Origin of the sequence: Methylacidimicrobium sp. AP8 (assembly GCF_903064525.1) — a bacterium.
Taxonomy (GTDB): Bacteria; Verrucomicrobiota; Verrucomicrobiia; order Methylacidiphilales; family Methylacidiphilaceae; genus Methylacidimicrobium.
Genome location: NZ_LR797830.1, coordinates 19244 through 41481, shown reverse-complemented (window position 1 = coordinate 41481; position 22238 = coordinate 19244). Strand labels below are relative to the sequence as shown.

Here is a 22238-nt window from a genome sequence, read left to right as displayed (position 1 = left end):
AGCCGCCGTCGCGCAAGGAAGGAACTACTTCCTCTAGTCAAATTCATTGTATGTGCTAGAAAAGAAGAAGACATGTTGCGTGCGGGAATCGTCGGACTGCCGAACGTAGGGAAGAGTACGCTGTTCAACGCCCTCACGCAGAGCCGCAAGGCGGAAGCAGCCAACTACCCGTTTTGCACCATCGCGCCCAACGTCGGCGTTGTCGAGGTGCCCGATCGTCGCCTTAGCCGGCTTGCCGAGCTCTCCCGCTCGCGGAAAGTAGTCCCCGCGGCGATCGAGATCGTCGATATCGCCGGTCTGGTGGCGGGCGCCAGCAAAGGAGAGGGATTAGGGAATCAGTTCCTTGCGCACATCCGGGAGGTCGACGCGGTCATCCATCTGGTTCGCTGCTTCGAGGGAGCGGAGGTCCACCATGTAGCGGGTTCGATCGATCCGGTTCGCGACATCGAAATCATCCACACCGAGCTCGCTCTGGCCGATCTGGCCACCGTCGAGCGGCAGCGCGAAAAAAGCCGGAAAGGGCAGCTGCGCGCGGATTCCCGCGCCCCGCTGCGGAATGAGCTGCTCGATAAGGCGGCGCGGATCCTCGATCGCGGGACCCCGCTCTTTTCCGAAAGCTGGACGCCGGAAGAACGAGAAGCCCTGCGGCCGTTGAACCTTCTCACGATGAAGCCCACTCTCTACGCGTGCAACGTGGCGGAAGAGGAGTTGGCCCGGGGCACGAAGAACCCGAGGGTCGAGGCTGTCCTCCGCTTCCTGGAGGGCCGGGCCGAAACAGAGATTGTGGTTCTTTCCTCGCAATTAGAGGCCGAGCTGCCCAACCTTCTTCCGGAAGAGCGGCGAGCCTACCTCGAGGCGCTCGGCGTCTCCGAAAGCGGCGTGGAAAGCCTGATCCGCGCGACGTATCGTCTGCTGGGACTTCGCACCTACTTCACGACGGGGGAAAAGGAGACCAGGGCCTGGACGATCCGAGCCGGCGATCGAGCGCCCCAAGCGGCGGGGGTGATCCATTCCGACTTCGAGCGCGGATTCATCGCGGCCGAGTGCGCCTCGTTCGAGGACATGGAGCGCTTCGGTTCTTTTCCCCGGCTCCGGGAAGCGGGAAAGCTCCGCGTGGAAGGCAAGGACTACGTCGTCGAGGACGGCGACGTCCTTGAGTTTCGTTTCAACGTCTAGGCGCCCGATGTCCGTTTTGCCTATCCCTCGCCGACGTGGGTCGGCACTCGCCCTTTTTTTGGCGTTTTTCTTCCCGATTCTCTGCCGTCCCCTCCTTGCCGATCCTCCGCTCCCGTCAGCGGACCCGGCGGAGAACAGCGCGGTGGATGCCGCGACGCTTCGCAAGCTCGACAAGCAGGCCGAGCGAGAAGAGGCTCGGCGGGAGAAGGAGGCGCGAAAAGCTGCGGAGCTTGAGCGGAAGCGCTTGGAGAAGGAACGCCAGGAAGCGGAAAAGGAGATGCGTCGACAATCGAAGAGATCCGCCTCCATCCAGCCGCCGGTTCGCGCGGCGATCCCGGTCGGGCGGCAGGCGCCGCCCCGAGTCCTCGCGGCGATCTGGTCTCAGCTGGTTCCCTCCCGGAAGATCTCCGCGCTGGTCATCCATGTACGGGAGCAGAAGCTCTATGTCTATCAAGGGAAGACGCTGGCGGCGATCGCTCCGATCTGCACCGGGGATGCGAGGCATCCAACTCCCTTGGGCCGCTTCACCGTGATCCAGAAAGACCGAAACCACCTTTCGAACCGCTACGGCTGCTTTGTTGACAACGCCACGGGCCGAATCGTGGACGCTAACGCCGTGATCGGACAACGCCCGCCTCCGGGAACCCACTACGAAGCCGCGGAAATGCCCCACTTCCTGCGCATCACCGCGGACGGCATCGGGCTTCACGGCGGCTATCTTCCCGGATTCGCGGCCTCGCACGGCTGCATCCGCTTGCCGAAAAGCTTCGCGTCGGAGATCTTCGAGCTCGTCCAGGACGGCACTCCGGTCATGGTGGTGGAGTAAGCCGAATCAGAAGAAGCCGCACCCTCCGGGAGATCCGGATCGCCCGAAACGGCGCTCGAGTTCTCCGTAGGAGAGGGAGATCCAGGTCGGGCGCCCGTGAGGACAGGTGTCGGGATTGCGGCAGGCAAAGAGCTCCACGAGCAGCCGTTCGGCTTCGACAGAGGAGAGCCGGTCATGGGCCTTCACCGCCCGTCGGCAGACGATCCCGGCCAGCCGTTCCGCCTCCGCCTTCCCGATCGCACCGCTCCCCTTCCGGTCGGCGAGATCGGCTCCCAGCTTCTGCACGAAGAGGGCAAGGTCCAAGGACGCTAGCCGCGCCGGGACCGACTCGACCGAAAACGCCCCTCCCCCCATCTCGCGTAGCTCCAATCCCAACCGGTGCAGGGCCGGCAGCTCTTCGCCCAGCGCCGCCGCGTCGCGCGCCGGCAGCGTGACCACGACCGGCTGCAGAAGGGGCTGCGCTCCACCCGCCGCGCCCTCCCAGCCGGCCAGCAGCCTTTCGAAGAGCACCCGCTCATGCGCGGCATGCTGATCGACTAGAAGCAAACCTTTTTCCGTTTCCACCAGGAGATAGAGAGACCCCAAGACGCCGAGGAGACGCCCCCGGTTCCCGCCTGTCGGCGCTGCGCGCGCTTCGATCGGCGCCGGGAGCTCATCCTGGACCACCGGCGCAAAAGAGGCTTCGATTCTCCCCTCTCCTGCCGGCGCCGCATCTCCGCCGTCCGGCCCGTACCCGGCCGCGGCCGGCTCCGCCACTCCGCGCGGATGCACGCCTTCCGGAAACGCGACCGAAGATCTCTGTTCCAGGCTCTCGCGGACCGCATCGACGACCAGGCTCCACACTTCCCTTTCCTCACGGAAGCGGACCTCCCTCTTAGCCGGATGGACGTTGGGGTCGATCCGGGCCGGGTCGATCTCGATCCAGAGGACAGCCGTCGGATAGAGACCGCGCAAAAGGGAGTGGCGGTATCCTTCTTGCAAGGCCGCCGAGAGCATGCGGCTCTCCACCGGCCTCCGGTTGACGAAGAAGAACTGCTCCTCGCGGCTCGGCCGCCCGATGCCCGGACGGCTAAGAAAGCCGGAAACGGAGAGACCCGCCCGTCGCCCCTGCAGCGGCAGAAGCGCTCCAACCCATCCCGTTCCGAAGATCGCCGCCAACCGGTCTTCGCGGACGCCGGTAGCGGGCCAGACCGTCCACCCGGCTTGGCTCCCATGCCGGAAGCGAAAGGTCGTCGACGGCTCCGCGATCGCCGCGAGGACAAGCTGCCGTTGCAGATGGGCCTGCTCCCGAGCGGGGGAGCGCAGAAAGCGGCGCCGCGCAGGGAAACGGGAAAACAGAGAGCGAACCTCGACGGTGGTCCCCCGGTCCCTGCCGATCTCTCGAACCGAGAGCAGCTTTCCGGCCTCGACCGTTACCTCGGTTCCGACCGGTTCCTCCTCGTTCCGCGTCTGAAGGAGGAAAAAGCTCACCGAGGCGATCGTGGGAATCGCCTCTCCGCGGAAACCGTACGAATGGAGCCGGCTCAAATCCTCCAGGGAGGCCAGCTTGCTCGTCGCGTAGCGTTCCAGGCAGAGAAGCGCATCCTCCTTTCCCATTCCGCAGCCGTTGTCGGCGACCCGGATCAGAGCGCAGCCGCCGCCCTGAGTAATCAGCTCGATTTCGGTCGCTCCCGCATCCAGCGCATTTTCCAACAGCTCCTTGACGACCGACGCGGGCCGCTCGACCACCTCGCCGGCGGCGATCTGAGAGGCCAAGGCCTCGGGCAAAATCCGAATTTTTCTCGTCCCCATTTGCTCACCGCGAAGATCGCGCGCGCCGCGGGCTTGTGCGATCCGTTTTTTTTCGTTTCTCTTTCTCCCGTGTCCTACCATCCCGGCCGGCTGATTCTGCTTGCAACGACCGCCTCGTTGCTCCTTTTGCCCGCCGGCGCACCCGGAGCCGACCCTTCCGTCGATCGTGGCGCGTTTCGCGAGCGACTGCTGGACCGGATCAATCAACTTCGCGCGCGGTACGGCCGGCCGCCGCTGGAAGCCGATTCCCGGCTCGAGGCCGCAAGCCAGGAGTGGGCAGACCACCTCGCGACCATCCGGCGCCTGCAGCACCGCTCGGATGACTCGCTCTCTTCCCTCTCGGACTCAGGAGGCTGGGAGACGATTAACGAAAACCTCTACTACAGCACTTCGCCTCCCGATCCGGAACGAATCCTCGCGGATTGGGAGAAGAGCCCTCTGCACAAAAAGAACCTATTGAATCCCGCCATCCGGTTCGCAGGCCTCGGAACGGCGACGGCGGAGGACCGCACCCATTACGTCGTATTCAATGGCGCCGGCGGCAAGCGGCCGAAGGCTTGGAAAGATTTTTGGAAACACCTTCCTTTCTCTCGCCGAACGGAATAGCCGGCATCGGCTCAGCCGAGTCCGAGCAGGCGTAGCAGCCGGTCGAGCTCCTCTCCGGAGGAGTAGCTGATCTCGATTCTGCCCCGCTCCGCCTCGCCGAGCACCCGCACGCGGGTGCCCAGCCGCTCCCGCAGCTTCCTTTCCACCTCCCGCCAAGCCGCGGCCGCATCCCGCCCCCGCTCCCGATCGTCCGGTTGTCGAGCTTTCTTCCGGCGGACTCTCTCGACCAGATCCTCCGCCTGGCGGACGCTCAGCCCCCGGCGCGCAATCAACCGGGCGACCCGAATCCGATCCGAGGAAACCGCCAGTCCCAGGATCGCCTTCCCATGGCCGCCCGCCAGCTTGCCGCTCGCCAAGAGTTCCTGCACCTCCTTTTCCAAGGAAAGGAGACGAAGCGCGTTGGCCACGGTGCTCCGGTTCTTTCCGACCTTTCGGGCGATCACTTCCTGGGTAAGTCCGAATTTTTCCTGGAGGAGGGCGTACCCTCGAGCCTCCTCGAGGATCGGCAGATCGCTCCGCTGGAGATTTTCCACAAGCGCGACCTCGAGCATCTCCTGGTCGCTCGCCGAGCGAACGATGGCCGGAACCTCGGCAAGCCCCGCACGCACCGCCGCGCGCCAGCGGCGCTCGCCGGCGATGATTTCGTACCTTTCCTCCACCCGACGGACGATGAGCGGCTGCAGGATCCCTCGCTCGCGGATCGAGTCGGCCAGCTCTTCGAGCGCTTCTTCGCTGAAGGTCTTCCTGGGCTGAAAGGGACTGCTGACCAGCCGCTCGACAGGTAGCTTTTCCACGCGCTCCCCGCCCTTGAGATCCGGTTGCGGAGCCGTGATTCCGCGTCCTAGCAGCACCTCCAACCCACGGCCGAGCCGTCTCTGCGCCATATTCTCCGGCGTCTCCCCGCCTCTGGACCGAAAGTGTGCGCGCGAATCCTTTTCCTGGCAAGCATTCGCCTTGCCGACTTCCCGCAGCTATGGCATCAAGAGAAGAAAGGCGCGGTTAGCTTAGTGGTAGAGCGCTCGCTTCACACGCGAGAGGTCATAGGTTCGAACCCTATACCGCGCAGGGAGAGGCAGCCGGACGTAACCCCGCACTCCTGCGCGTTGCCGGGAACGGTTACTCCTCCGCCGGTCGTCTGTCTCCGTGCAGCGGCGGCAAAGAAAGAATCGCTTCGTCCTCTCCGGTTTCCGGGCGGCTCCGGACCCGAAAACCCAACGCCAGGCAGATCCGCCTCATCCGCTCGTTCTCCGGCAGGAACCGGCCGACGATCCACCTGAGGTTTTCCTGCCGGCCGATCGCAGTCAGGCGCTCGAGGAGCATCCGCCCGATCCCCTTTCCTTGCCAGCGATCCGTGACCAGAAGAGCAAACTCGGCAGCCGCGAACCCGTGCAGCTTCCCCAGCCTTCCCACCGCGACGATCTGCCCCGCTTCCTCATGGGGCGGAAGAACCTCTGCCACAAGCACCGTTTCGATATTATAATCCGCCAGGCAGATACGCGCGAGGCGCTCGTGAGCGATCCTTTGCTCAAGCTTCAGATGCTCGAAATAGCGACAGAATACCGTCTCTTCGGAGAGGCCGCGATGAAACGCGATCATCCGCGGCTCGTCCTCGCCTCGGATCGGGCGGAACCGCAGAGAGGTTCCATCCGGCAATCGGACTGTTTCGACCTGTTCGATGGGATAGGGCCGAATCGCGGGACGCGGCAGGCCCGATACCGGGACGGTGCGGGGGAAGAGCACCATCCGCGCGTCTAGGGCCAGGATCCGTCCTCCGCCGGAAGCCGAGAGCGGGTTGATGTCGATTTCCCGGATGCGAGGAAGGGCGAGGGCGAGCGCGCTGAACCGGATCAGGATCTCCTCGAGCGCTGCTTGATCCACCGGAGGGATTCCCCGCATGCCGCTCAGGGCGCGCGCAATCCTCGTCCTCTCGATCATTCGGCGGGCCGAGGTGGTGTTGAGCGGCGGCAAGCCCATCGCCCGATCTTGGAGGATGTCGACGAAAATTCCCCCGGCGCCGAACACCAGAAGAGGTCCGAGCTGCTCGTCGGCGACGCTGCCCAGAAGCAGCTCGACCCCCCGGTCCATGACCATCGCCTGGACCGTAACCCCGAGAAACGCATCGGGTCCGGAGTGTTCGACGGCGGCGGCGCGGATCTCATGGAAGGCGGAGCGCACAGCCGCCTCCTCCCGCAGTCCGAGGCGCACTCCGCCCACGTCGCTCTTGTGGGAGAGCTTATGGGAACGAAGCTTGACGGCCACCGGGAAACCGAGCGACCGGGCTTGCTCGACCGCCTCCTCCTCGGTCGCCGCCAGACGGGTCGCCACGACAGGGATTCCGAAGGCACGGAGAATCTCCTTCGACTCCCACTCGTCCAGAAGGATGCGATCCTCCTGTTCCGCCCGGCCGAGGATCTCCCGGCAGCGGCGGGTCGCCGCGCCCAAGGCCTCCGGATCTACCGACAGGGTAGGAGTTTCGTAGAGAAGCTCCAGATTGCGACGGTGTTGCCAGATAAGCGAAAAGGCCTGTGCGGGGGCCTCGGGATAACCGAAGCAGGGGACCCCGCCTTCGTGAAAGATCGCCCTTCCCTCCTCCACCGCCTCCCCCCCCATCCAAGCGGCAAGAACCGGCTTCGGGTAACCCTTGATCGCTTCGCAGAGGAGGCGTGCGGTCCGGGTAGGCTCCGTCATCGCTTGGGGACAGAGGACAACGAGCATTCCGTCGCTCTGCGGTTCCCGCATCAACAGCTCCGCCGCTTTCCGGTAACGGTCGCCGTCCGCGTCGCCAAGGATGTCCACCGGATCGTTGCGGCTCCAGGAAGGAGGCAGAATCCGATCGAGCTCCCGCGCGGTCTCCTCGGAGAGCGGGGCGAGTTCCCCGCCGGAAAGTATCAGGGCATCGGTCGCGAGCACACCTGCTCCGCCCGCATTCGTAAGGATGGAGAGACGAGGGCCGGCGGGCCGGGCGTCCCCGCCGAGCGCTTCGGCCAAGGAGAAAAGCTCTTCGACCGTCTGCACCCGGATCACGCCGACCCGACGGAAGGCGGCGTCGAGAGCCTCGTCGCTCCCGGCGAGCGATCCGGTGTGCGAGAGAGCCGCCCGGGCCGCCGCCTTCGTCCTGCCTACCTTGAGAACGACGATCGGCTTCTGCGAGCCGATCGCCCGGGCGGCCGAAAGGAAGGAAGCCGGATTGCCGATCGACTCCATGTAGATGACAATGCTGCGGGTTCTCGGGTCGTCGGCCAGGAAAAAGAGGACGTCTCCCCAATCCACGTCGGCCATGGAGCCGAGGGAAAAGAAGGCGCTGAAGCCGATCCGCTCCCGGAGGCTCCAGTCGAGAATGGCCGTCCCCATCGCCCCGCTCTGGCTCAAGAAGGCGATGCTTCCGGGCAGGGCCGGCTTCGCCGCGAAGGTCGCGTTGAAGCGGGCATGAGGGAGCATGATTCCCAAGCAGTTCGGTCCGATCAGCCGCATCCCCTTAGCATGGGCGGTGGCGGCGATCCGCCTTTCGAGCTCTTTTCCGGCCGGCCCGATTTCCTTGAAGCCCGCAGAAAGGATCAGGGCCGCCTTCACCCCGGATTCCGCGCACTCCAGGACGATCCCGGGGACGGTGGAGGCCGGGGTGGCGATCACGGCTAGGTCGGGGGCAGGCGAAAGATCGCGGACGCTCGGGTAGGAGGGGGAACCCAGAATCCGGGAGTGCCGGGGATTGATCGGAAAGACCTTCGCGCTCCCTTCCCGGAGATTTTCCAGAACAGCCCGACCGACGCTCCCGGGCCGCTCGCTCGCTCCGATCACCGCCACGCTCCGCGGCGGCAGAAAGGCAGCCAGGCCGTAGGCGCCCGAAAAGAAGTCGGGCGCGGACGTCTCGGCCGCGACGTCCGCTCTTCCGCTGCTTGCTTGGCTTCCCTCCTCCATGCCCTCGGCTTTTTCGGCGCCCCGCCACGCGCGAAAAAGGCGGCCTAAGCGCGCCTCGACTGAAGCTCCTTCTCTTTCCGGAGAACCAGAAGTGTGGTCTTGACGACCGTATCGGGGTTCAAGGAGATGCTATCGATCCCCTGCTCGACCAGAAACTCCGCGAATTCGGGATAGTCGCTCGGCGCTTGCCCGCAGATTCCGATCTTCCGGCCCTTTGCCTTGGCGGTGCGAATGACCTGCGCGATCATTCGCTTCACCGCCTCGTTCCGCTCATCGAAGATCGGCGCGACGATCTCCGAATCCCGATCCACCCCGAGCACCAGCTGGGTCAGATCGTTGGAACCGATGGAGAAGCCGTCGAAGATCTCGCTGAATTCCTCAGCCAAGACCACGTTGCTGGGCACCTCGCACATCATGTAGACCTCGAGCCCCCGCTCTCCCCGCGCCAAACCGTTCTTCTCCATCTCCGAGAGAACGCGCCGCGCCTCTTCGACCGTTCGCACGACCGGCACCATGAGCTTGAGGTTGAACAGCCCCATCTCCTCACGGACCCGCTTGGCGGCGGCGCATTCGAGGGCGAAACCTTCCCGGTAGCGGGGATTGTAGTATCGGGAGGCGCCGCGAAAGCCGACCATCGGGTTCCTTTCCACGGGCTCGAACTGCTTGCCGCCGATCAGGTTGGCATATTCGTTGGTTTTGAAATCCGAAAGCCGGAAGATGACGTCCTTGGGATAGAAGGCCGCCGTGATCATCCCGATTCCCTGGGCCAGCTTTTCGATGAAAAACTCCCGCTTGTCCGCGTAGCCCGCGGTCAGCCGAGCGATCTCGGCCTTTGCCTCCCGATCCTCCAGCCGGTCGAAGTGAATCAGCGCCAAGGGATGGATCCGGACATAGGTCGTTAGGATGAATTCCATCCTCGCCAGCCCGACACCGTCGTTCGGGATCATCGAAAGGGAAAAAGCCTGCTCGGGATTCCCCACGTTCATCAGGATCTTGGTCTTGGGCCGGGGCAGCTCCTGGAGGTCGACGCGGTCGACCGTGAAGGGGAGCTTCCCCTCGTAGATCGTTCCGACCTCTCCTTCGGCGCAGGAAACCGTCACCGACTGGCCGTCGCGCAGGATCTCGGTGCCGTTGCCCGTGCCGACGACCGCGGGCACTCCGAGCTCCCGGCTCACGATGGCCGCATGGCAAGTACGCCCCCCTCGGTTCGTCACGATCGCGGCGGCCCGCTTCATCACCGGCTCCCAGTCGGGATCGGTCTTCTCGGTAACCAGAATCTCCCCGTCCCGAAACTCGTGGAGAAGCTGGACGCTCTGGATCACCCGGGCCGTGCCGGCGGCGATCTTCTCGCCCACGCTTCGGCCGCGGACGAGCGGCTTGCCCGGTTCTTGCAGGCGGTAGACCTCCAGAACGTTCCGATTCTTCTGGGATTGCACCGTTTCCGGCCGGGCCTGCAGGATGAAGAGCTCGCCCGTCAACCCGTCCTTCGCCCACTCCATGTCCATCGGAGTGGGCTTTCCGCGCTTTCGCGTGTAATGGTCCTCGATCACGCACGCCCAACGGGCGAGCTGCAGGATCTCTTCGTCGGAGATCGCATAGCGCCGCCGGTCTTCGGGAGGGACCGGCACGTTCTTGACGAACTTCGAGCCCCCGAGGTCGTAAACCAGCTTGAATTCCTTGGAGCCTAGCGTCTTTTGAAGGATGGGCCGGTATCCCTCCCGTAGAGTCGGCTTGAAGACATAGTACTCGTCGGGATTGATCGCGCCTTGGACCACGTTCTCGCCGAGCCCGTAGGACGCGTTGATGAGCACCGCGTGGGAAAAGCCGCTCTCGGTGTCGATCGAAAACATGATCCCGGAGGCTCCAAGATCGGAGCGGACCATCTTTTGGATTCCGATCGAAAGAGCGATCCGAAGGTGGTCGAACCCTTTGTCGATCCGGTACGAGATCGCCCGGTCGGTAAAGAGAGAGGCAAAGCACCGCTTGCAGGCGACCAAAAGCTGGTCCTCCCCCTGGATGTTGAGATAGGTCTCTTGCTGGCCGGCGAAGCTCGCCGTCGGAAGATCCTCGGCGGTCGCGCTGCTCCGGACGGCGACGTCCGCCGGCTGCCCGCCTTCGCCGTCGAGCTTCCGGTAGGCCTCGCGGATCTCCGCGGCAAGCTCCGGCGGAATTTCGGCCGAAAGGATCGCCTGCCGCGCCTGCTTGCCGCGCCGACGCAAATCCTCCAGGTTGCGGCTGGTCACCCCCTGCAGGATCTCCTGGATCTGCCGGTCGAGCCCCGCCTTCCGCAAGAAGTAACGATAAGCCGCCGCCGTGGTCGCAAAGCCGTTGGGCACCTGGATCCCCTGGGCCGAAAGCTCGCGGAACATCTCCCCGAGGGAAGCGTTCTTTCCGCCGACGCTCGGAACGTCCTCGATGCCGATTTCCGAGAACCAGCGGATGAAGGACCCCGGGGGGGCCGAGGGTTCGGTGGAGGGGGCGGCGGTTTTCATGGGCATCGGCTTTTCGGATGCGCGGTATGGCTTCGAGGATGTCGCAAGGAGCCTTCCCTGCGTCGGCGGCCATTCTATCGGCTAGTTCTCCCGCGAAGCAAGCCTCGCACCGCGCTCCCTCTTCCGACCGCCGGCCCCAGCGCTGCCGACAGCGGGCGGCGAGCTCCCCTTTCAGCCTTCCCGGCGCAGCGCGCGATCCACTAGCGCCTCAACCACGCTATACTCCTTGGGCTCCAGGTTGTTCCATTTCGCCAGCTCCATGCCGTGACGGTCATAGACCGTGGCCCGGAGGCGCCCCCGGTCGGCCCGCCATCCCAGGCTGCGGACCGTTTGTCCGCTGAAATCGGGAATGGCACAGACGAACGGACGCCAGCCGGGGCGGCTCCTATCCCTTCCGGAGAGCATCTGCAATCGGATGGTTTCCCGCCGGAGATCCTCCTGCATCCGCCGGGATACGTAGCCCGGCATCCAGGCGGCGACCGACCCGTGCAGGTCGACCAGCACGATCAGCCGAAAACCGGGCGTCGTCTGGAAGTGCTCAAGCGCTCCGGCCGCCCGCCGCGTCGCCTGCTGCGTCTTTTCGCTCGAGCTCAGAACGACCGTCACGTAGCCGGGCGCGTTGAGCACCACTTCCCGGCCGAAGGCATCCCGCGCCGTTATCGGCGGGTTGATCCGCGGCGGGATGCCGCCGATCGCCCTTGCCGAGGAAAGAAGCAGGCAAGCGCCCGCAAGCGCTCCGCAAAGAGGAGGAAGGAGCTTCCTCAGCGGCTGCCGGTCGCCGGAACGCCGCCTGAGCGCCCCGAGGAGGGTCCGCCGTTGGCCGCGCATGGCGTTAAGCTTAACGCAGCCTTTCGGAAGCGCAAGCGCCGAGGGCGATCAAGCCATGAAAGAAGGGCGGCCAGCCTGGCCGGCCCGCCGCCCTTTTTCCATCGCCGCTCCTTGCCGGAACGGCAACTCTGACCGTCGTTTACGTCCTTAGAAGGCGTAGCCGATCGTCATCATCACCACCGGCTCGTAGATGTACGAGTTGCCGGTCGTGGTGTTCACCGTAACGCCGCTCATCTTGTTGTAGCCGTTCAGATCGCCGATGAAGAGGAACAGGGCCTCCGCGCCGATGAACCAGTGGCTGTTCGGGATGAAGTAGCGCAAACCGAGGGCGGGCGTGAAAAAGTAGCCCCAGACAGTCCCCAGGTTGACACCATCCAAGCCCATGTTGCCGATCGCACCGCCGCCGTAGAATCCCACGAAAGGCTCGAACGACTTCGCAATCCGGTAGCCGATCGTTCCGCCCAGGCCGAGCAGACCGACGTTGACCGCTTGCTGCGTGGCGGCAATGCCCATAGCGCTGGAACCCATCGTCGCGCCGGTGAAGAGGCCGAGCGCTTCGGCCGTGAAGCTCAGGTTGCCCCACTTGTCGGGATCATGCCAGTAGTAGCCGCCGAGCAAACCGCCGGTAAAGACCTGATTCCAGTTTCCGTTCAGCTGGGTGCCAAATCCGGTCGCATTGTTGACCACCGACCCGTTGTCAAACCAGCCCCAGCCCATGCCCGCGGCGCCGGCCATGAACCACGCTCCGGACTTGTGCTCCTCCTTCGGAGCCTCCTTCATCTGCTCCTTGGCCGCCTCGTAGGCTTCCTTGTGGCCCTGGGGCACGGTCACCCCGTCTTCCTCACTGTCTTGGGCGGCGGTCGTGCCCGCGCGCAACGGCAGAGCTCCAAGCGTCAGCAGGCAACTGACCCCGGCGAGCAAGGCCGTCGCTTTCCATGTTCGTCGCTTCATTGCTTTCCTCCTTCTTTCCTCCTTCTTTCCCTCATCCTTCAGTCCGGCCGCCGGCCGTTGAGCCCGCGGCTCCGCATCGGTCAGCTCTCTAGCCTCCGTGCGATTCGACGGTCAAATTCCTATTTTCTGCACGCGTCGTCAACAACAATTTTGCGGATGCGCTGCCCAAGAGCTTTCGGAAGTCCCGGCCCTCTGGGTTGCCCGGCCCCGATGCTCGTGCCGTCACCAGGCCCACTACTCTACGGGAGGGAATTCGCGCTCGTAAAGCCGCCTCTTTTCCAAAGCCGCCGTCGGAGGCGCGGATCGGCCCGTCCGCTCATTCGTTGGGCGGCGTGAAGGCCGATGCCCAGAAGGGGTGAAGTCCGCTTCGGGGCCGCGTCCAGAGTTGGAGATGCAAGGCACCGACCGAGGCCGGATCGGAAAGCAAGGTCATAAGCTCCCGCGGGCTCAGGGCGTCCGGCCCCCCTTCCCACAGCCGTGCCTCTAAGGGCCGCAGGGCGGCCCTCGCGTGCCCGGAACGCTTCCCTCTCCTTCCCAGCAGCGCTAAGTGGAGGGCATTGGCAATGGGATCGGCGATCAGAGCGAGAAGAGCCTGGGCGCTCCGCTTCCTCTCCTCGTCCTCCGGCAGATCGAGTCCGGCGAGCTCCGGGGGCGGATCGGTTTCCTCCGGCGTGAGGAAGAGTCCCGCCCTACGGGCACGATCGCCGAGGCGGGCGCCGCCGGTGAGCCACGCCAGGGGGAGCGCGGAGAGCCAAGCGAAAAGAATAGGAAAGAGCGGCCAGAAGAAGAAGGGCATGCCCCAGCCGGCGAGCGCGAGCCCGAGGCCTCCCGCCAGGCTGATCGGGCCATAGTCTCGCAGGACCGATCGGAACGGCGGAGCCTCTGCCTCCCCGCGTCTCTGAGTCCGCCACGGGATCTGCCGCCCGAGGCTCGCGAGGAGCGCGAACCGGGTGTAGAAGAGCATCAGGACCGGAGCGAGGAGCGCCGAGAAGCAGAGCTCCAGGAGGGCGCTTGCGGTCAAACGGAGGGCCCCGCCGAAGCTTCTTCGCCGGAAGAGTCCGCAGACGAGGCCGAAGAGCTTGGGCAAGAACAAAAGAATCAGGGTAAGCCCCAGCAGCTCGGCGGCCGCTCGATCCGCCAGGCCGCCGGCGCGGCGCACCAGCGCGCCTAGCGCGGCGAAGCGCTCCACGTCGTAGGCTTCCCAGGTTGTGAGCCCGAGAAAGAGCAGCCAAAGCGGAGAGCTAAGGTAGGTTAGGAGTCCCGCGTAGAGGTGGATCCGGCTCGAGAAGCGGAGTCCCGGGGCAAAGAGGAACCAGAAGTGCTGCAGATTCCCTTGGCACCAGCGTCGATCGCGCCCGAGACTTTCCGTCAGATTCGGAGGCCCCTCCTCGTACGACCCCTCTTGCGCATACGCCAGCCAGCACTGATAGCCCGCCTTTCGCATCAGGGCGGCCTCCACGGTGTCATGGCTCATGATGTGCAGCCGCAGCCTCCCGGGGCCCGGAAGGTCGGGAAGAGCGCACGAGGCAATGAAAGGGGCCAGGCGGAGGATGGCGTTGTGGCCCCAGTAGGGGCCGCCCGCGAAATGCCAGTAGTGGGAACCCGCCGCGAAGAGCGGCCCCGACAAGGCGGCGGAAAACTGCTGGATCCTCCGGAAGAGGGTCCGCCCCCGGACTAACCTGGGCATCGTCTGGATGATCCCGGCTTTCGGATTAGCTTCCATGGCCGCGACCATCCAGACCAAGAGCTTCCCGGAAAGAACGCTGTCCGCATCGAGGACGACCATGTACCGGTAGCGGCTTCCCCATCTCCGGCAGAAGTCGGCGATGTTTCCGCTCTTTCCGTGCGTTGAAAGCCGCCTCTTCCGGTAGAATATCCTCCCGAAGGCGTTCTCTTCCTTGCAGAGGCCGAACCAAGCCGCTTCCTCGGCGGCCCAGACGGCCGGACTCCTCGAATCGCTCAGCACGAAGAAGTCGAAGCCGGCGCTGCGCCCGGTCGCCGCGAGAGACCGCCACATGTTGCGGACGGCGCCGAAGACACGGGCGACCGGCTCGTCGCAGATCGGCATCACGATCGCGGTGGGCGGCAAGGCGGGCTGGCCTCCATCCACTTTTGCCTTGAAGAGCCGGAAGACCTCGTAGGGGTCCCCGCCTCTCGTCCACTCGAAAAACCCGAAGAGGGCCAGGCAGCCGCCGAATGCGATCTGCGAAAAGAGGAAGACAAAGATCCCCAAGAGGAGGAGATGCCGAACTCCGAATAGGGGCGCTCCCAGGGCTTCGACCATGAGCCGGGAGCCGACGCCGACTAGCAGGAGGAAGAGCCCGAAGAAGAGAGAGCGCCGCAGCGGGAGCACGTCCCGCGGAAGGAGCACGGCTTGGGGAGGAAGATCGGCGGAAGGGAGCGTCATGGAGAAAAGAAGAGGAAGTAGACCGCGCAGGCTGCGCCGAAAACGCCTATCCAAAAAACGAGGATCGCACCCACCTCCTTCCAACCCACCTGCTCCCAGGCTTCCCGGGCCAGCCGCGCGAAGGGACCGTAGTCGATCGGCCGGGAAACCATGTGGGAAATCCGGAGAGCCGGGCCCGCCTCGAAGGCGCACGCCCGCAACCGTTCGGCCAGCTCCGGAGGAACCTCCTTGGAAAGGAAGGCCCGCGGCCACCGGTCTAAGCCGCCGATCCGCGCCAGGCTCACGGCGGCGACGGCCGCACGCTCCGAGCTTCCCGCTGCCGGGCCGCCCGAGGGGAGCTCTGCGAGCCACTCGGTCACCTTCTCCAGCGCCAGCTTCAGGGTGAGCTCGACCGGCGGGCAGTCCGGATTCCCCTTCCGCTCCCGGAGAGCGAGCGCCAAGAGGCTCGTTCCGAGCAGCCGCTGATACAGCGGATCCGCAAGCTTCCAGCGCGCTAGGTAGGCATCGAGCCTCGCCGCCGCTTCCCGCCAATCGGCGAGGGATTCGGCCGGAAGCTTCGCCAAATCCGCCGCTTCGGCCGTCAGGGATAGAAAGGATAGATCCACGTTTCGGTGAGCGCCTCCTGCTCAAGCTCGAGCCGGCAGCGGAGCCGCGTCGGCGCCGAGGATGCAGAAGGAGGCGCAGCCGTAAAAGTTACTCTCCAGGAGCCCTCTACGGGATTTTTCAAGACATGGATCTCTCCGATGGCCGCCGGAGGATCGCTGTCCACCAGAGCTTGCAGCGGAGCACCCTCTCCCAGGGACCGGAGCCGGTTTCCCCCGAACTCAAGGATGAAACGGCGGAGGGCTTCTCCGGGTATCCTTTCGACACGGGTCGCCAGGCAACGGCCGAGAGGGGGAAGCTGGGGATTGTCCAGGAACCAGCGAAGGGTGTATTCCACGGTGAAAGGCTCGCCGGGCTTGGGCCGCTTGCCGGGCACCAAGTAGGCGACGACGTTGTCCAGGTTCGCGTCGACGGTCGCCAGCTCGACGAGACGAATCGTTCCCGCCGCCCAGCTCCCTACGGGCTCCACCCAGCAACTCGGCCTGCGTTCATACATCATGTCGAAGTCGTCGTAATGGGAGAAATCCCGGTCCCGCTGGAGAAGTCCGAACCCCCGGAGGTCGCCGGCCGGAAAGTCGCTCACCCGCCGTTCCTTGCCCGCCTCGAGCGGGCACCAGAACCAATCCTCCTCCCCGAGCCGAAGGAGCAGCCCGTCGGAATCGTGAACCTCGGGGTGCCGGTTGCCGGCAGGGATATCGGTATTCTCTCCGTACCAGAACATGCTCGTCAAGGGAGCCAGCCCGATCTCTTGCCGCTCGCGCCGGAGGAAGATCACCGCCCGGACCCGAAGGAGGGTTTCGGCCCCCGGCTCGAGCTCGAATCGGTAGGCTCCGGCGACCGAGGGTCCGTCCAGCAGAGCGTAGAAGAGCAGGGTGCGGGCGCTCGACGAAGGCTCGCGGAACCAGAAGCGAGTAAAGGAAGGAAATTCCTCGGGGCGCTCGGCCGTCGTGTCGATCGCCAGCCCTCGTGCCGAAAGGCCGAAGGTCATGTTTTTTCCGACCACCCGGAAGTAGCTCGCCCCCAGAAAAGAAGCGACTTCGGCCAGCCGATCCCGCCTCTCCAGGGGATAGTAGATGCGAAAGCCGGCGTATCCCAGATTGGGGGGCAGTTTCTGGATAGGAATCGCTCCTCCGAAATCAAAGAAGCGCGGCAGATAGGGGATCGGCTGCACACCCTTCCGATCGACCTGGAAGCAGCGGATCGGCTGGTTGAAGAGGTAGCCCGGATGAAAAAAGCCGATCTGGAACGGAAGAGCCGCGTCGCGCCACAGAAGATCTTCGTCGCGCCAGCGGATCCGTCGGTACTGGTCATAGGTCAATTTTGCCAAAAAAGCGGGCACGGTCGGCGCGGCGTAGGGTTCGGAGGCCTTTCTCCGGGCCTCCTCGATGACATTCTCGAAGCGCAGCGGCGGACGATAGCGGGTCTCCCGCACGATGAAGAGAAAGAGAAGCAGCGCCGCGGTCCCGAAAACCAGATGGATCTTTAACGTCTTTCGGGAAAGGAGTGCCATCGGACGGGGGCAAGTCTCCAACGGGCTGCTCTACCATGGAGAGGATAAGAAAGAGATGGTTGGAAAGAAAGCGCCGGCAAGAAGAAAATGGTCAAGCCGAGGCCTATTTGTCCCGCCTATCCTCTCCTGCCTTGCTTGCTTCGCCATGAATGCCCGACCCTCGCCCCCCGATCCGCGGGAGCTTCTTTCCCGCATGACGATCGAAGAGAAGGTGGGCCAGCTTGTGCAGATGGCGCCGAGCCGAGCGGCCGGCCGGCTCTCCTCCGAAGAGAAGCGCCGGGTCCGGGAAGGAAGGGTAGGTAGTTTTCTCAACTGGCGCCATCCGGCGGGGATGGCGGAGGCTCAGCGGCTGGCCCGGGAAGAATCCCGCCTCGGCATCCCCCTGCTTTTCGCCTTCGATATCCTGCATGGCTTCCATACAGTCTTCCCCATCCCCTTGGCGCTCGCCGCCACCTGGAATCCCCCCCTAGTGGAGGAGGTCGCCCGACTCTCTGCCCGGGAGGGGCGGGCCGCCGGCATCCATTGGACCTTCGCGCCCATGGTCGACGTCTGCCGGGACCCCCGTTGGGGTCGAATCGCCGAAGGACCGGGGGAAGATCCGTTCCTGGCCTCGGAGCTCGCCTCGGCTTGGGTCCGCGGATTCCAAGGAGAGGATCTGGCCTCGAGAGAACGGGTGGCCGCCTGCGCGAAGCACTTCGTCGGCTACGGCGCAGGCGAGGGAGGGCGGGATTATGCCGCCGTCGACCTCTCCCTCGGCAAGCTCCTGGAGGTCTATCTTCCGCCGTTCGCCGCCGCGGTCCGCGCCGGGGCGGCTTCGGTTATGGCGGCGTTTCCCAGCATCAACGGGCTGCCGGCGGCGGCCAACCCATTCCTTCTCCAAACTCTCCTGCGGCGAAAGCTCGGCTTCCGGGGCGTGGTCGTGAGCGACTGGAACGCCGTCGGCGAGCTGCCGGTCCACGGGGTCGCCGCGGACGTGGAGGAGGCGGCCCGGCTCGCGCTGGAGGCGGGGGTGGATGTCGACATGGCGAGCGGCCTCTTTGCCGAGAAGCTGCCCGGGCTGATCCGGGCGGGCAAAGTGCCGGTATCGCTCCTCGACCAGGCGGCCCTGCGCGTCCTGGAGCTCAAGGCCCAGCTCGGCCTTTGGAGCAGCCCGCCGGAGCCCCAGGCGGCTTCGCGAACCGGCCCGCTCCCGGCCGCCTCCCGCGGCCTCGCCCTGCGGGCGGCTCGGGAGGCAATCATCCTTCTCCGGAATCAAGACGAGCTCCTCCCGCTTCCTCCCCGGCTCCGGTCGATCGCCGTCGTCGGTCCCCTCGCCGACGACCGAAAGAACCCCTTGGGCCCCTGGCCGGGTGCCGGGCGCGAAGAGGATGTCGTCACGGTCCTAGAAGGCATCCGGAGCCGCGCCCCCGCGGGCACGCGCGTTCTCTTCGCCCCCGGCTGCGCCGTCGACGACCCGTCAACCGCCGGTTTCGCGGAGGCCGTCTCCCTCGCGAAGTCGGCGGAGATCGTCGTAGCGGTGGTCGGCGAGCCGGCGCGAATGAGCGGGGAAGCCGCCTCGCGAGCCGATCTCGGGCTGCCGCGGCCGCAGGAAGAGCTCGTCCGCGCGCTTGTCGAGACCGGCCGGCCGGTGGTGGCAATCCTCTGCAGCGGGCGGCCGCTGGCCCTGCCGTGGATCGCCGAGCATCTTCCGGCGGTGCTGGCCGCCTGGTTCCTCGGCGTGGAATCGGGAAACGCCCTCGCCGATATCCTCTTCGGGATTTCCGGTCCGGTGGGCCGTCTTCCTGTGACTGTTCCCCGTTCCGTCGGCCAAATCCCGATCTACTACGGCCGCACGAACACGGGCCGGCCTCCGGGAAGCGGTCGGGATGTTTCGGGATACATCGACCTGCCGGAAAGCCCGCTCTTCCCGTTCGGCTACGGGCTCGCCTATACCCGCTTCGCTTACCGGGAGATCCGGGTGGCCCCCCCGGTCGTCAGGCGCGGGCAATCGCTGGAAGCGAGCGTGATCGTGGCCAACGCCGGCCTACGGGCCGGAGCGGAAACCGTCCAGCTTTACCTCCGGGACCGGGTGGCGAGCCGGACCCGCCCCGTCGCCGAGCTCAAAGCCTTTCAGCGCGTCTCTCTTGAACCGGGCGAAGAACGCCGGATCCGGTTCTCCCTCCCTTCCGAAACGCTCGCGTTCATCGGGCCGGATGGGGAACTCCGGTGGGAAGCGGGTGATTTCGAGCTTCGGATCGGCCCCTCCGCCGCTTCCGGGCCCACCGCCGCCTTCCGTTTGGAGAACGAACCGTGGCCTACTCCCTCTCCAGCAGGCACCCCTTGAGGTATTCGGTCTCGGGGACCGTGGGCAGGATCGGATGGTCCGAGGACTGGCTGAGGATCTTCCGAAGCCGAAGCGGCGCATTGGCCTCCCAAGAAGCTCGCCCGATCAGCTCCTTCCACTCGCTGAGGCCGAAGTGGTGAGAGCAGCAGAAACTGGCCAGGATTCCGCCTGGGGAGAGCAACCGCAGCGCCCGCAGGTGGAGCTCGTGATAGCCCCGGACGGCGGAGGGGCGTTGGGCCTTGGTCTTCGTAAACGACGGGGGATCGAGGACGATCAGATCGTACTGCCGCTTCTCCTCTTGCGCTCTTCGCAGCCAGTCGAAGACATTCTCCTGCACCCAATCGATCGCCGCACCCGCCTTTTCCGCCGCAGCCCGGCCGGCCTCGAGGGCCGCACCCGACTGATCGACCGCCGTGCAGGAGGCGGCGCCGGCCGCCGCGCAGAAAAGGGAGAAGGTCCCCTGATAGCAGAAAAGGTCGAGCACCCGCCGCCCCGCAGCCCACGCGGCGACTTCGAGATAGTTCTCCTTCTGATCCAGATAGAGCCCTGTCTTTTGCCCATCCAGCAGCCGTGCCGGCAGCCAAACTCCGTTTTGCCGAATCCAGAGAGGATCCCCATAGACGCCCGAGAGGACCTTCTTCTCGAGAGGAAGGTTTTCCTGAAGCCGCACAAGCGCATCATTGCGCAGGATGATCCGAGAGAGTCCTGTCCTTTCCCGGAGCAGGGAGACGACTTCGGCCGCCCTCCTCTCCATGCCGGCGGTGAGAAACTGAGCGACCAGCCAATCCTGGTAGCGATCGACCACCAGCCCGGGAAGCCCGTCCGATTCCGACCAGACGAGTCGCAACGCCTCCGTGCTCTCCGGTCTCCAGAGGCCGAGGGAATTCCGGTAAGCGAGGGCGGCGTCGAGCCGCCGGGCGAGGAGAGGTCCGTCCAGGGGTTCTTCCCGCCGCGAGTAGAGTCGAACCGAGATCTGCGAGCGGCTGCTCCAGATGCCGCAGCCGATCCTTTCGCCCCGGGCGTCCCTTACCTCCACGCAGTCGCCGTCGGCGGGGTCGCCTTCGATTTGCGCCAGCTCGCTTCGATAGATCCAGGGGTGCCCATGTAGGCATCGATGCATTCCCTGCCGCTGGAGCTGGAGTCGTCCGGAAATCCCCGGAGGAAGGGGATGCCGGATCGGCGTCGGGTCCACAGGCACGAATCTTCTTGCTTCCTATGCAGACCGAGAGGCGGGCGCTTCAGGAAGCCGGATGAGGAGTGTTGCCGGGGTTGCGCTGCAACGGGCGGCAAGAAGGATAACGATACTCTTTTCCGAGGAAATTCCGAAGGAGGATCTGCCCTCCCTCCTCCCCGATCAGGTATTCAGGATTGAGGGGGATCTTTCCCCCGCCGCCCGGCCCGTCCACGACGTACTGAGGAACGGCGAAGCCGGTGGTATATCCCCGAAGGCGCCGCATGATCCGGATCCCCTCTTCGATCGGGACCCGGAGGTGATCGGTCCCCTCGATCAGATCGCACTGATAGAGGTAGTAGGGACGGACCCGCGCGCGAACCAGCTTATGAACCAGATCGCGCACGGCATCGGCCGAATCATTGACGCCGCGTAAGAGAACCGACTGGTTGCCGAGCGGAATCCCCGCATCGGCCAAGCGCCCGAGCGCATCGCGAACCTCCGCGGTCAACTCGGCCGCGTGATTGGCGTGGATGTTGATCCAAAGCGGGTGAAACTCCCGCAGCAGACCGCAAAGGTCCGGAGTCACGCGTTGCGGGAGAAATATCGGGACCCGGGTACCGATTCGCACGATCTCGATGTGAGGAATCTCCCGCAGGCGGCCGAGCAGCTCTCGGAGCCGCACGTCGGAGAGCAGGAGCGGATCCCCCCCAGAGAGCAGGACGTCCCTCACCTCCCGATGCTCCCAAAGGTAGGCCAGCGCCTGTTCGATGTCGACCGACAGATGCTGCTCGCCTACCCCGCTCACAATCCGCGATCGAGTGCAATAGCGGCAGTAGCTGGCGCACCGATCGGTCACCAGAAAGAGAACCCGATCGGGATAGCGATGGACGAGCCCCGGAGCGACCATGTCCTTGTCCTCACCGCAGGGGTCGCTCATCTCGTAGGGGGCGCGGAGAAGCTCTTCGGCCCGCGGAATGACCTGGCGCCGGACGGGACAGTCGGGATCTTCCGGAGCTAGCAGCGTAAAGAAATAGGGGGTGATGGCCAAGGCCAGCTTCCGCGAAGAGGCGAGCAGGATGCCCCGCCTTTCGCTGTCTGTCAGCTTGAGGCGTCCGTCGATCTCCTCGAGCGAAGTGAGTCGGTGGCGAAGCTGCCACCGCCAATCGTTCCACTGCTCATCCGGAACGTCGGCCCAGAAACCTTTCCCCGCCGAACAAAAGTCGCAATCGCGGCAGCTCAAGAGAAGGCCCTTCCCAGCACAGAAATCAAAGCTAAGTCTTTTGGCATCCTTGTCAACCGCCGAGCCGGCCCAAAAGGGAGCCGCCTGGCCGCCAAAAAAAAACCCATAAACGAGGCACGGGCGTGCGTCGCAGGCCGCCGGGATGCGGTTCGGGGGAGGCTGCCGAAGAAGAAAAGCTCGCGCCGGCGGGCCGAGGACGCAGTTGGCTGCGCCTCTTGTTCCTCCTTGCGAAGCTCCAACCGTTGTGCTTTTTTGATGCGCTCCGGGTGAAAGGAAGGAAATTCGCCGCATTCCTTTCTCCCTCGGCAGGACGGGCAGATACCGAAGCGGCCAAACGGGGCAGACTGTAAATCTGCTGGGTAACACCTTCGCTGGTTCGAATCCAGCTCTGCCCAA

At 65.1% G+C, this 22238-nt stretch carries 15 protein-coding genes and 2 tRNA genes; 6 read left to right on the top strand and 11 right to left on the bottom strand.

Going from position 1 to position 22238, the window contains the following annotated elements; all coding sequences use genetic code 11:
- Positions 1-72: 72 nt before the first annotated feature.
- Both ychF and MTHMO_RS00170 read left to right on the top strand, forming a co-directional pair.
- Positions 73-1176, top strand: coding sequence for a redox-regulated ATPase YchF (ychF, locus tag MTHMO_RS00175; protein ID WP_202212986.1), 1104 nt, complete (start codon positions 73-75; stop codon positions 1174-1176).
- 142 nt (positions 1177-1318) lie between these two features.
- Positions 1319-2002, top strand: a complete 684-nt coding sequence (locus MTHMO_RS00170; RefSeq protein WP_237394659.1) for a L,D-transpeptidase family protein — start codon at positions 1319-1321, stop codon at positions 2000-2002.
- A 6-nt stretch (positions 2003-2008) separates the two neighbouring features.
- Here MTHMO_RS00170 and mutL read toward each other — a convergent pair whose 3' ends face one another.
- A complete protein-coding gene (mutL, locus tag MTHMO_RS00165) occupies positions 2009-3769 on the bottom strand; it encodes a DNA mismatch repair endonuclease MutL (protein WP_202212984.1) in 1761 nt (586 codons plus the stop codon).
- Positions 3770-3862: 93 nt separating this feature from the next.
- On the opposite strand from mutL, the gene MTHMO_RS00160 reads away from it, so the two are divergent.
- Positions 3863-4399 carry a CAP domain-containing protein gene (locus tag MTHMO_RS00160; RefSeq protein WP_202212983.1) on the top strand — a complete coding sequence of 179 codons (537 nt, stop codon included), beginning with the start codon at positions 3863-3865 and terminating at the stop codon, positions 4397-4399.
- Between the two features lie 11 nt (positions 4400-4410).
- Here the strand turns inward: MTHMO_RS00160 and MTHMO_RS00155 are convergent, their stop codons facing one another.
- Positions 4411-5283 carry a ParB/RepB/Spo0J family partition protein gene (locus MTHMO_RS00155; protein WP_202212982.1) on the bottom strand — a complete coding sequence of 291 codons (873 nt, stop codon included), beginning with the start codon at positions 5281-5283 and terminating at the stop codon, positions 4411-4413.
- A gap of 109 nt (positions 5284-5392) precedes the next feature.
- Here MTHMO_RS00155 and MTHMO_RS00150 point away from each other — a divergent pair.
- Positions 5393-5464: transfer RNA gene (locus tag MTHMO_RS00150), tRNA-Val, on the top strand.
- A 51-nt stretch (positions 5465-5515) separates the two neighbouring features.
- Here the strand turns inward: MTHMO_RS00150 and MTHMO_RS00145 are convergent.
- From MTHMO_RS00145 to MTHMO_RS00115, 7 genes are all read right to left on the bottom strand, one after another.
- Positions 5516-8314 carry a bifunctional acetate--CoA ligase family protein/GNAT family N-acetyltransferase gene (locus MTHMO_RS00145; RefSeq protein WP_202212981.1) on the bottom strand — a complete coding sequence of 933 codons (2799 nt, stop codon included), beginning with the start codon at positions 8312-8314 and terminating at the stop codon, positions 5516-5518.
- A gap of 44 nt (positions 8315-8358) precedes the next feature.
- Positions 8359-10812, bottom strand: coding sequence for a phosphoenolpyruvate synthase (gene ppsA / locus MTHMO_RS00140; protein ID WP_370568152.1), 2454 nt, complete (start codon positions 10810-10812; stop codon positions 8359-8361).
- Positions 10813-10977: 165 nt separating this feature from the next.
- Complete coding sequence (locus MTHMO_RS00135) at positions 10978-11634, bottom strand: hypothetical protein (protein ID WP_202212979.1); 657 nt, start codon at positions 11632-11634, stop codon at positions 10978-10980.
- Between the two features lie 147 nt (positions 11635-11781).
- Positions 11782-12585 (bottom strand): hypothetical protein, encoded by an 804-nt coding sequence (locus tag MTHMO_RS00130; RefSeq protein ID WP_202212978.1) that lies wholly within the window; start codon positions 12583-12585, stop codon positions 11782-11784.
- A 316-nt stretch (positions 12586-12901) separates the two neighbouring features.
- The gene (gene mdoH, locus MTHMO_RS00125) at positions 12902-14992 is read right to left on the bottom strand and encodes a glucans biosynthesis glucosyltransferase MdoH (protein ID WP_202212977.1); all 2091 of its coding nucleotides are present in this window, start codon (positions 14990-14992) and stop codon (positions 12902-12904) included.
- Entirely contained in the window at positions 14989-15597 is a 609-nt protein-coding gene (locus tag MTHMO_RS00120) for a hypothetical protein (protein WP_202212976.1), read from the bottom strand. Before MTHMO_RS00120 ends, mdoH begins: the two co-directional genes overlap by 4 nt.
- Positions 15573-17105, bottom strand: coding sequence for a glucan biosynthesis protein (locus MTHMO_RS00115; protein WP_202212975.1), 1533 nt, complete (start codon positions 17103-17105; stop codon positions 15573-15575). The genes MTHMO_RS00120 and MTHMO_RS00115 overlap by 25 nt, the downstream gene beginning before the upstream one ends.
- Before the next feature lie 145 nt (positions 17106-17250).
- On the opposite strand from MTHMO_RS00115, the gene bglX reads away from it, so the two are divergent.
- Positions 17251-19428, top strand: coding sequence for a beta-glucosidase BglX (gene bglX / locus MTHMO_RS00110; RefSeq protein ID WP_237394658.1), 2178 nt, complete (start codon positions 17251-17253; stop codon positions 19426-19428).
- Here bglX and MTHMO_RS00105 read toward each other — a convergent pair.
- Positions 19400-20626 (bottom strand): class I SAM-dependent rRNA methyltransferase, encoded by a 1227-nt coding sequence (locus MTHMO_RS00105; RefSeq protein ID WP_237394657.1) that lies wholly within the window; start codon positions 20624-20626, stop codon positions 19400-19402. The two genes, bglX and MTHMO_RS00105, sit on opposite strands and share 29 nt — an antisense overlap.
- Positions 20627-20666: 40 nt before the next feature.
- Positions 20667-21842 carry a KamA family radical SAM protein gene (locus MTHMO_RS00100; protein WP_202212973.1) on the bottom strand — a complete coding sequence of 392 codons (1176 nt, stop codon included), beginning with the start codon at positions 21840-21842 and terminating at the stop codon, positions 20667-20669.
- Positions 21843-22154: 312 nt separating this feature from the next.
- Between MTHMO_RS00100 and MTHMO_RS00095 the strand changes: the two genes are divergently transcribed.
- Positions 22155-22237: transfer RNA gene (locus MTHMO_RS00095), tRNA-Tyr, on the top strand.
- Position 22238 lies beyond the last annotated feature (1 nt).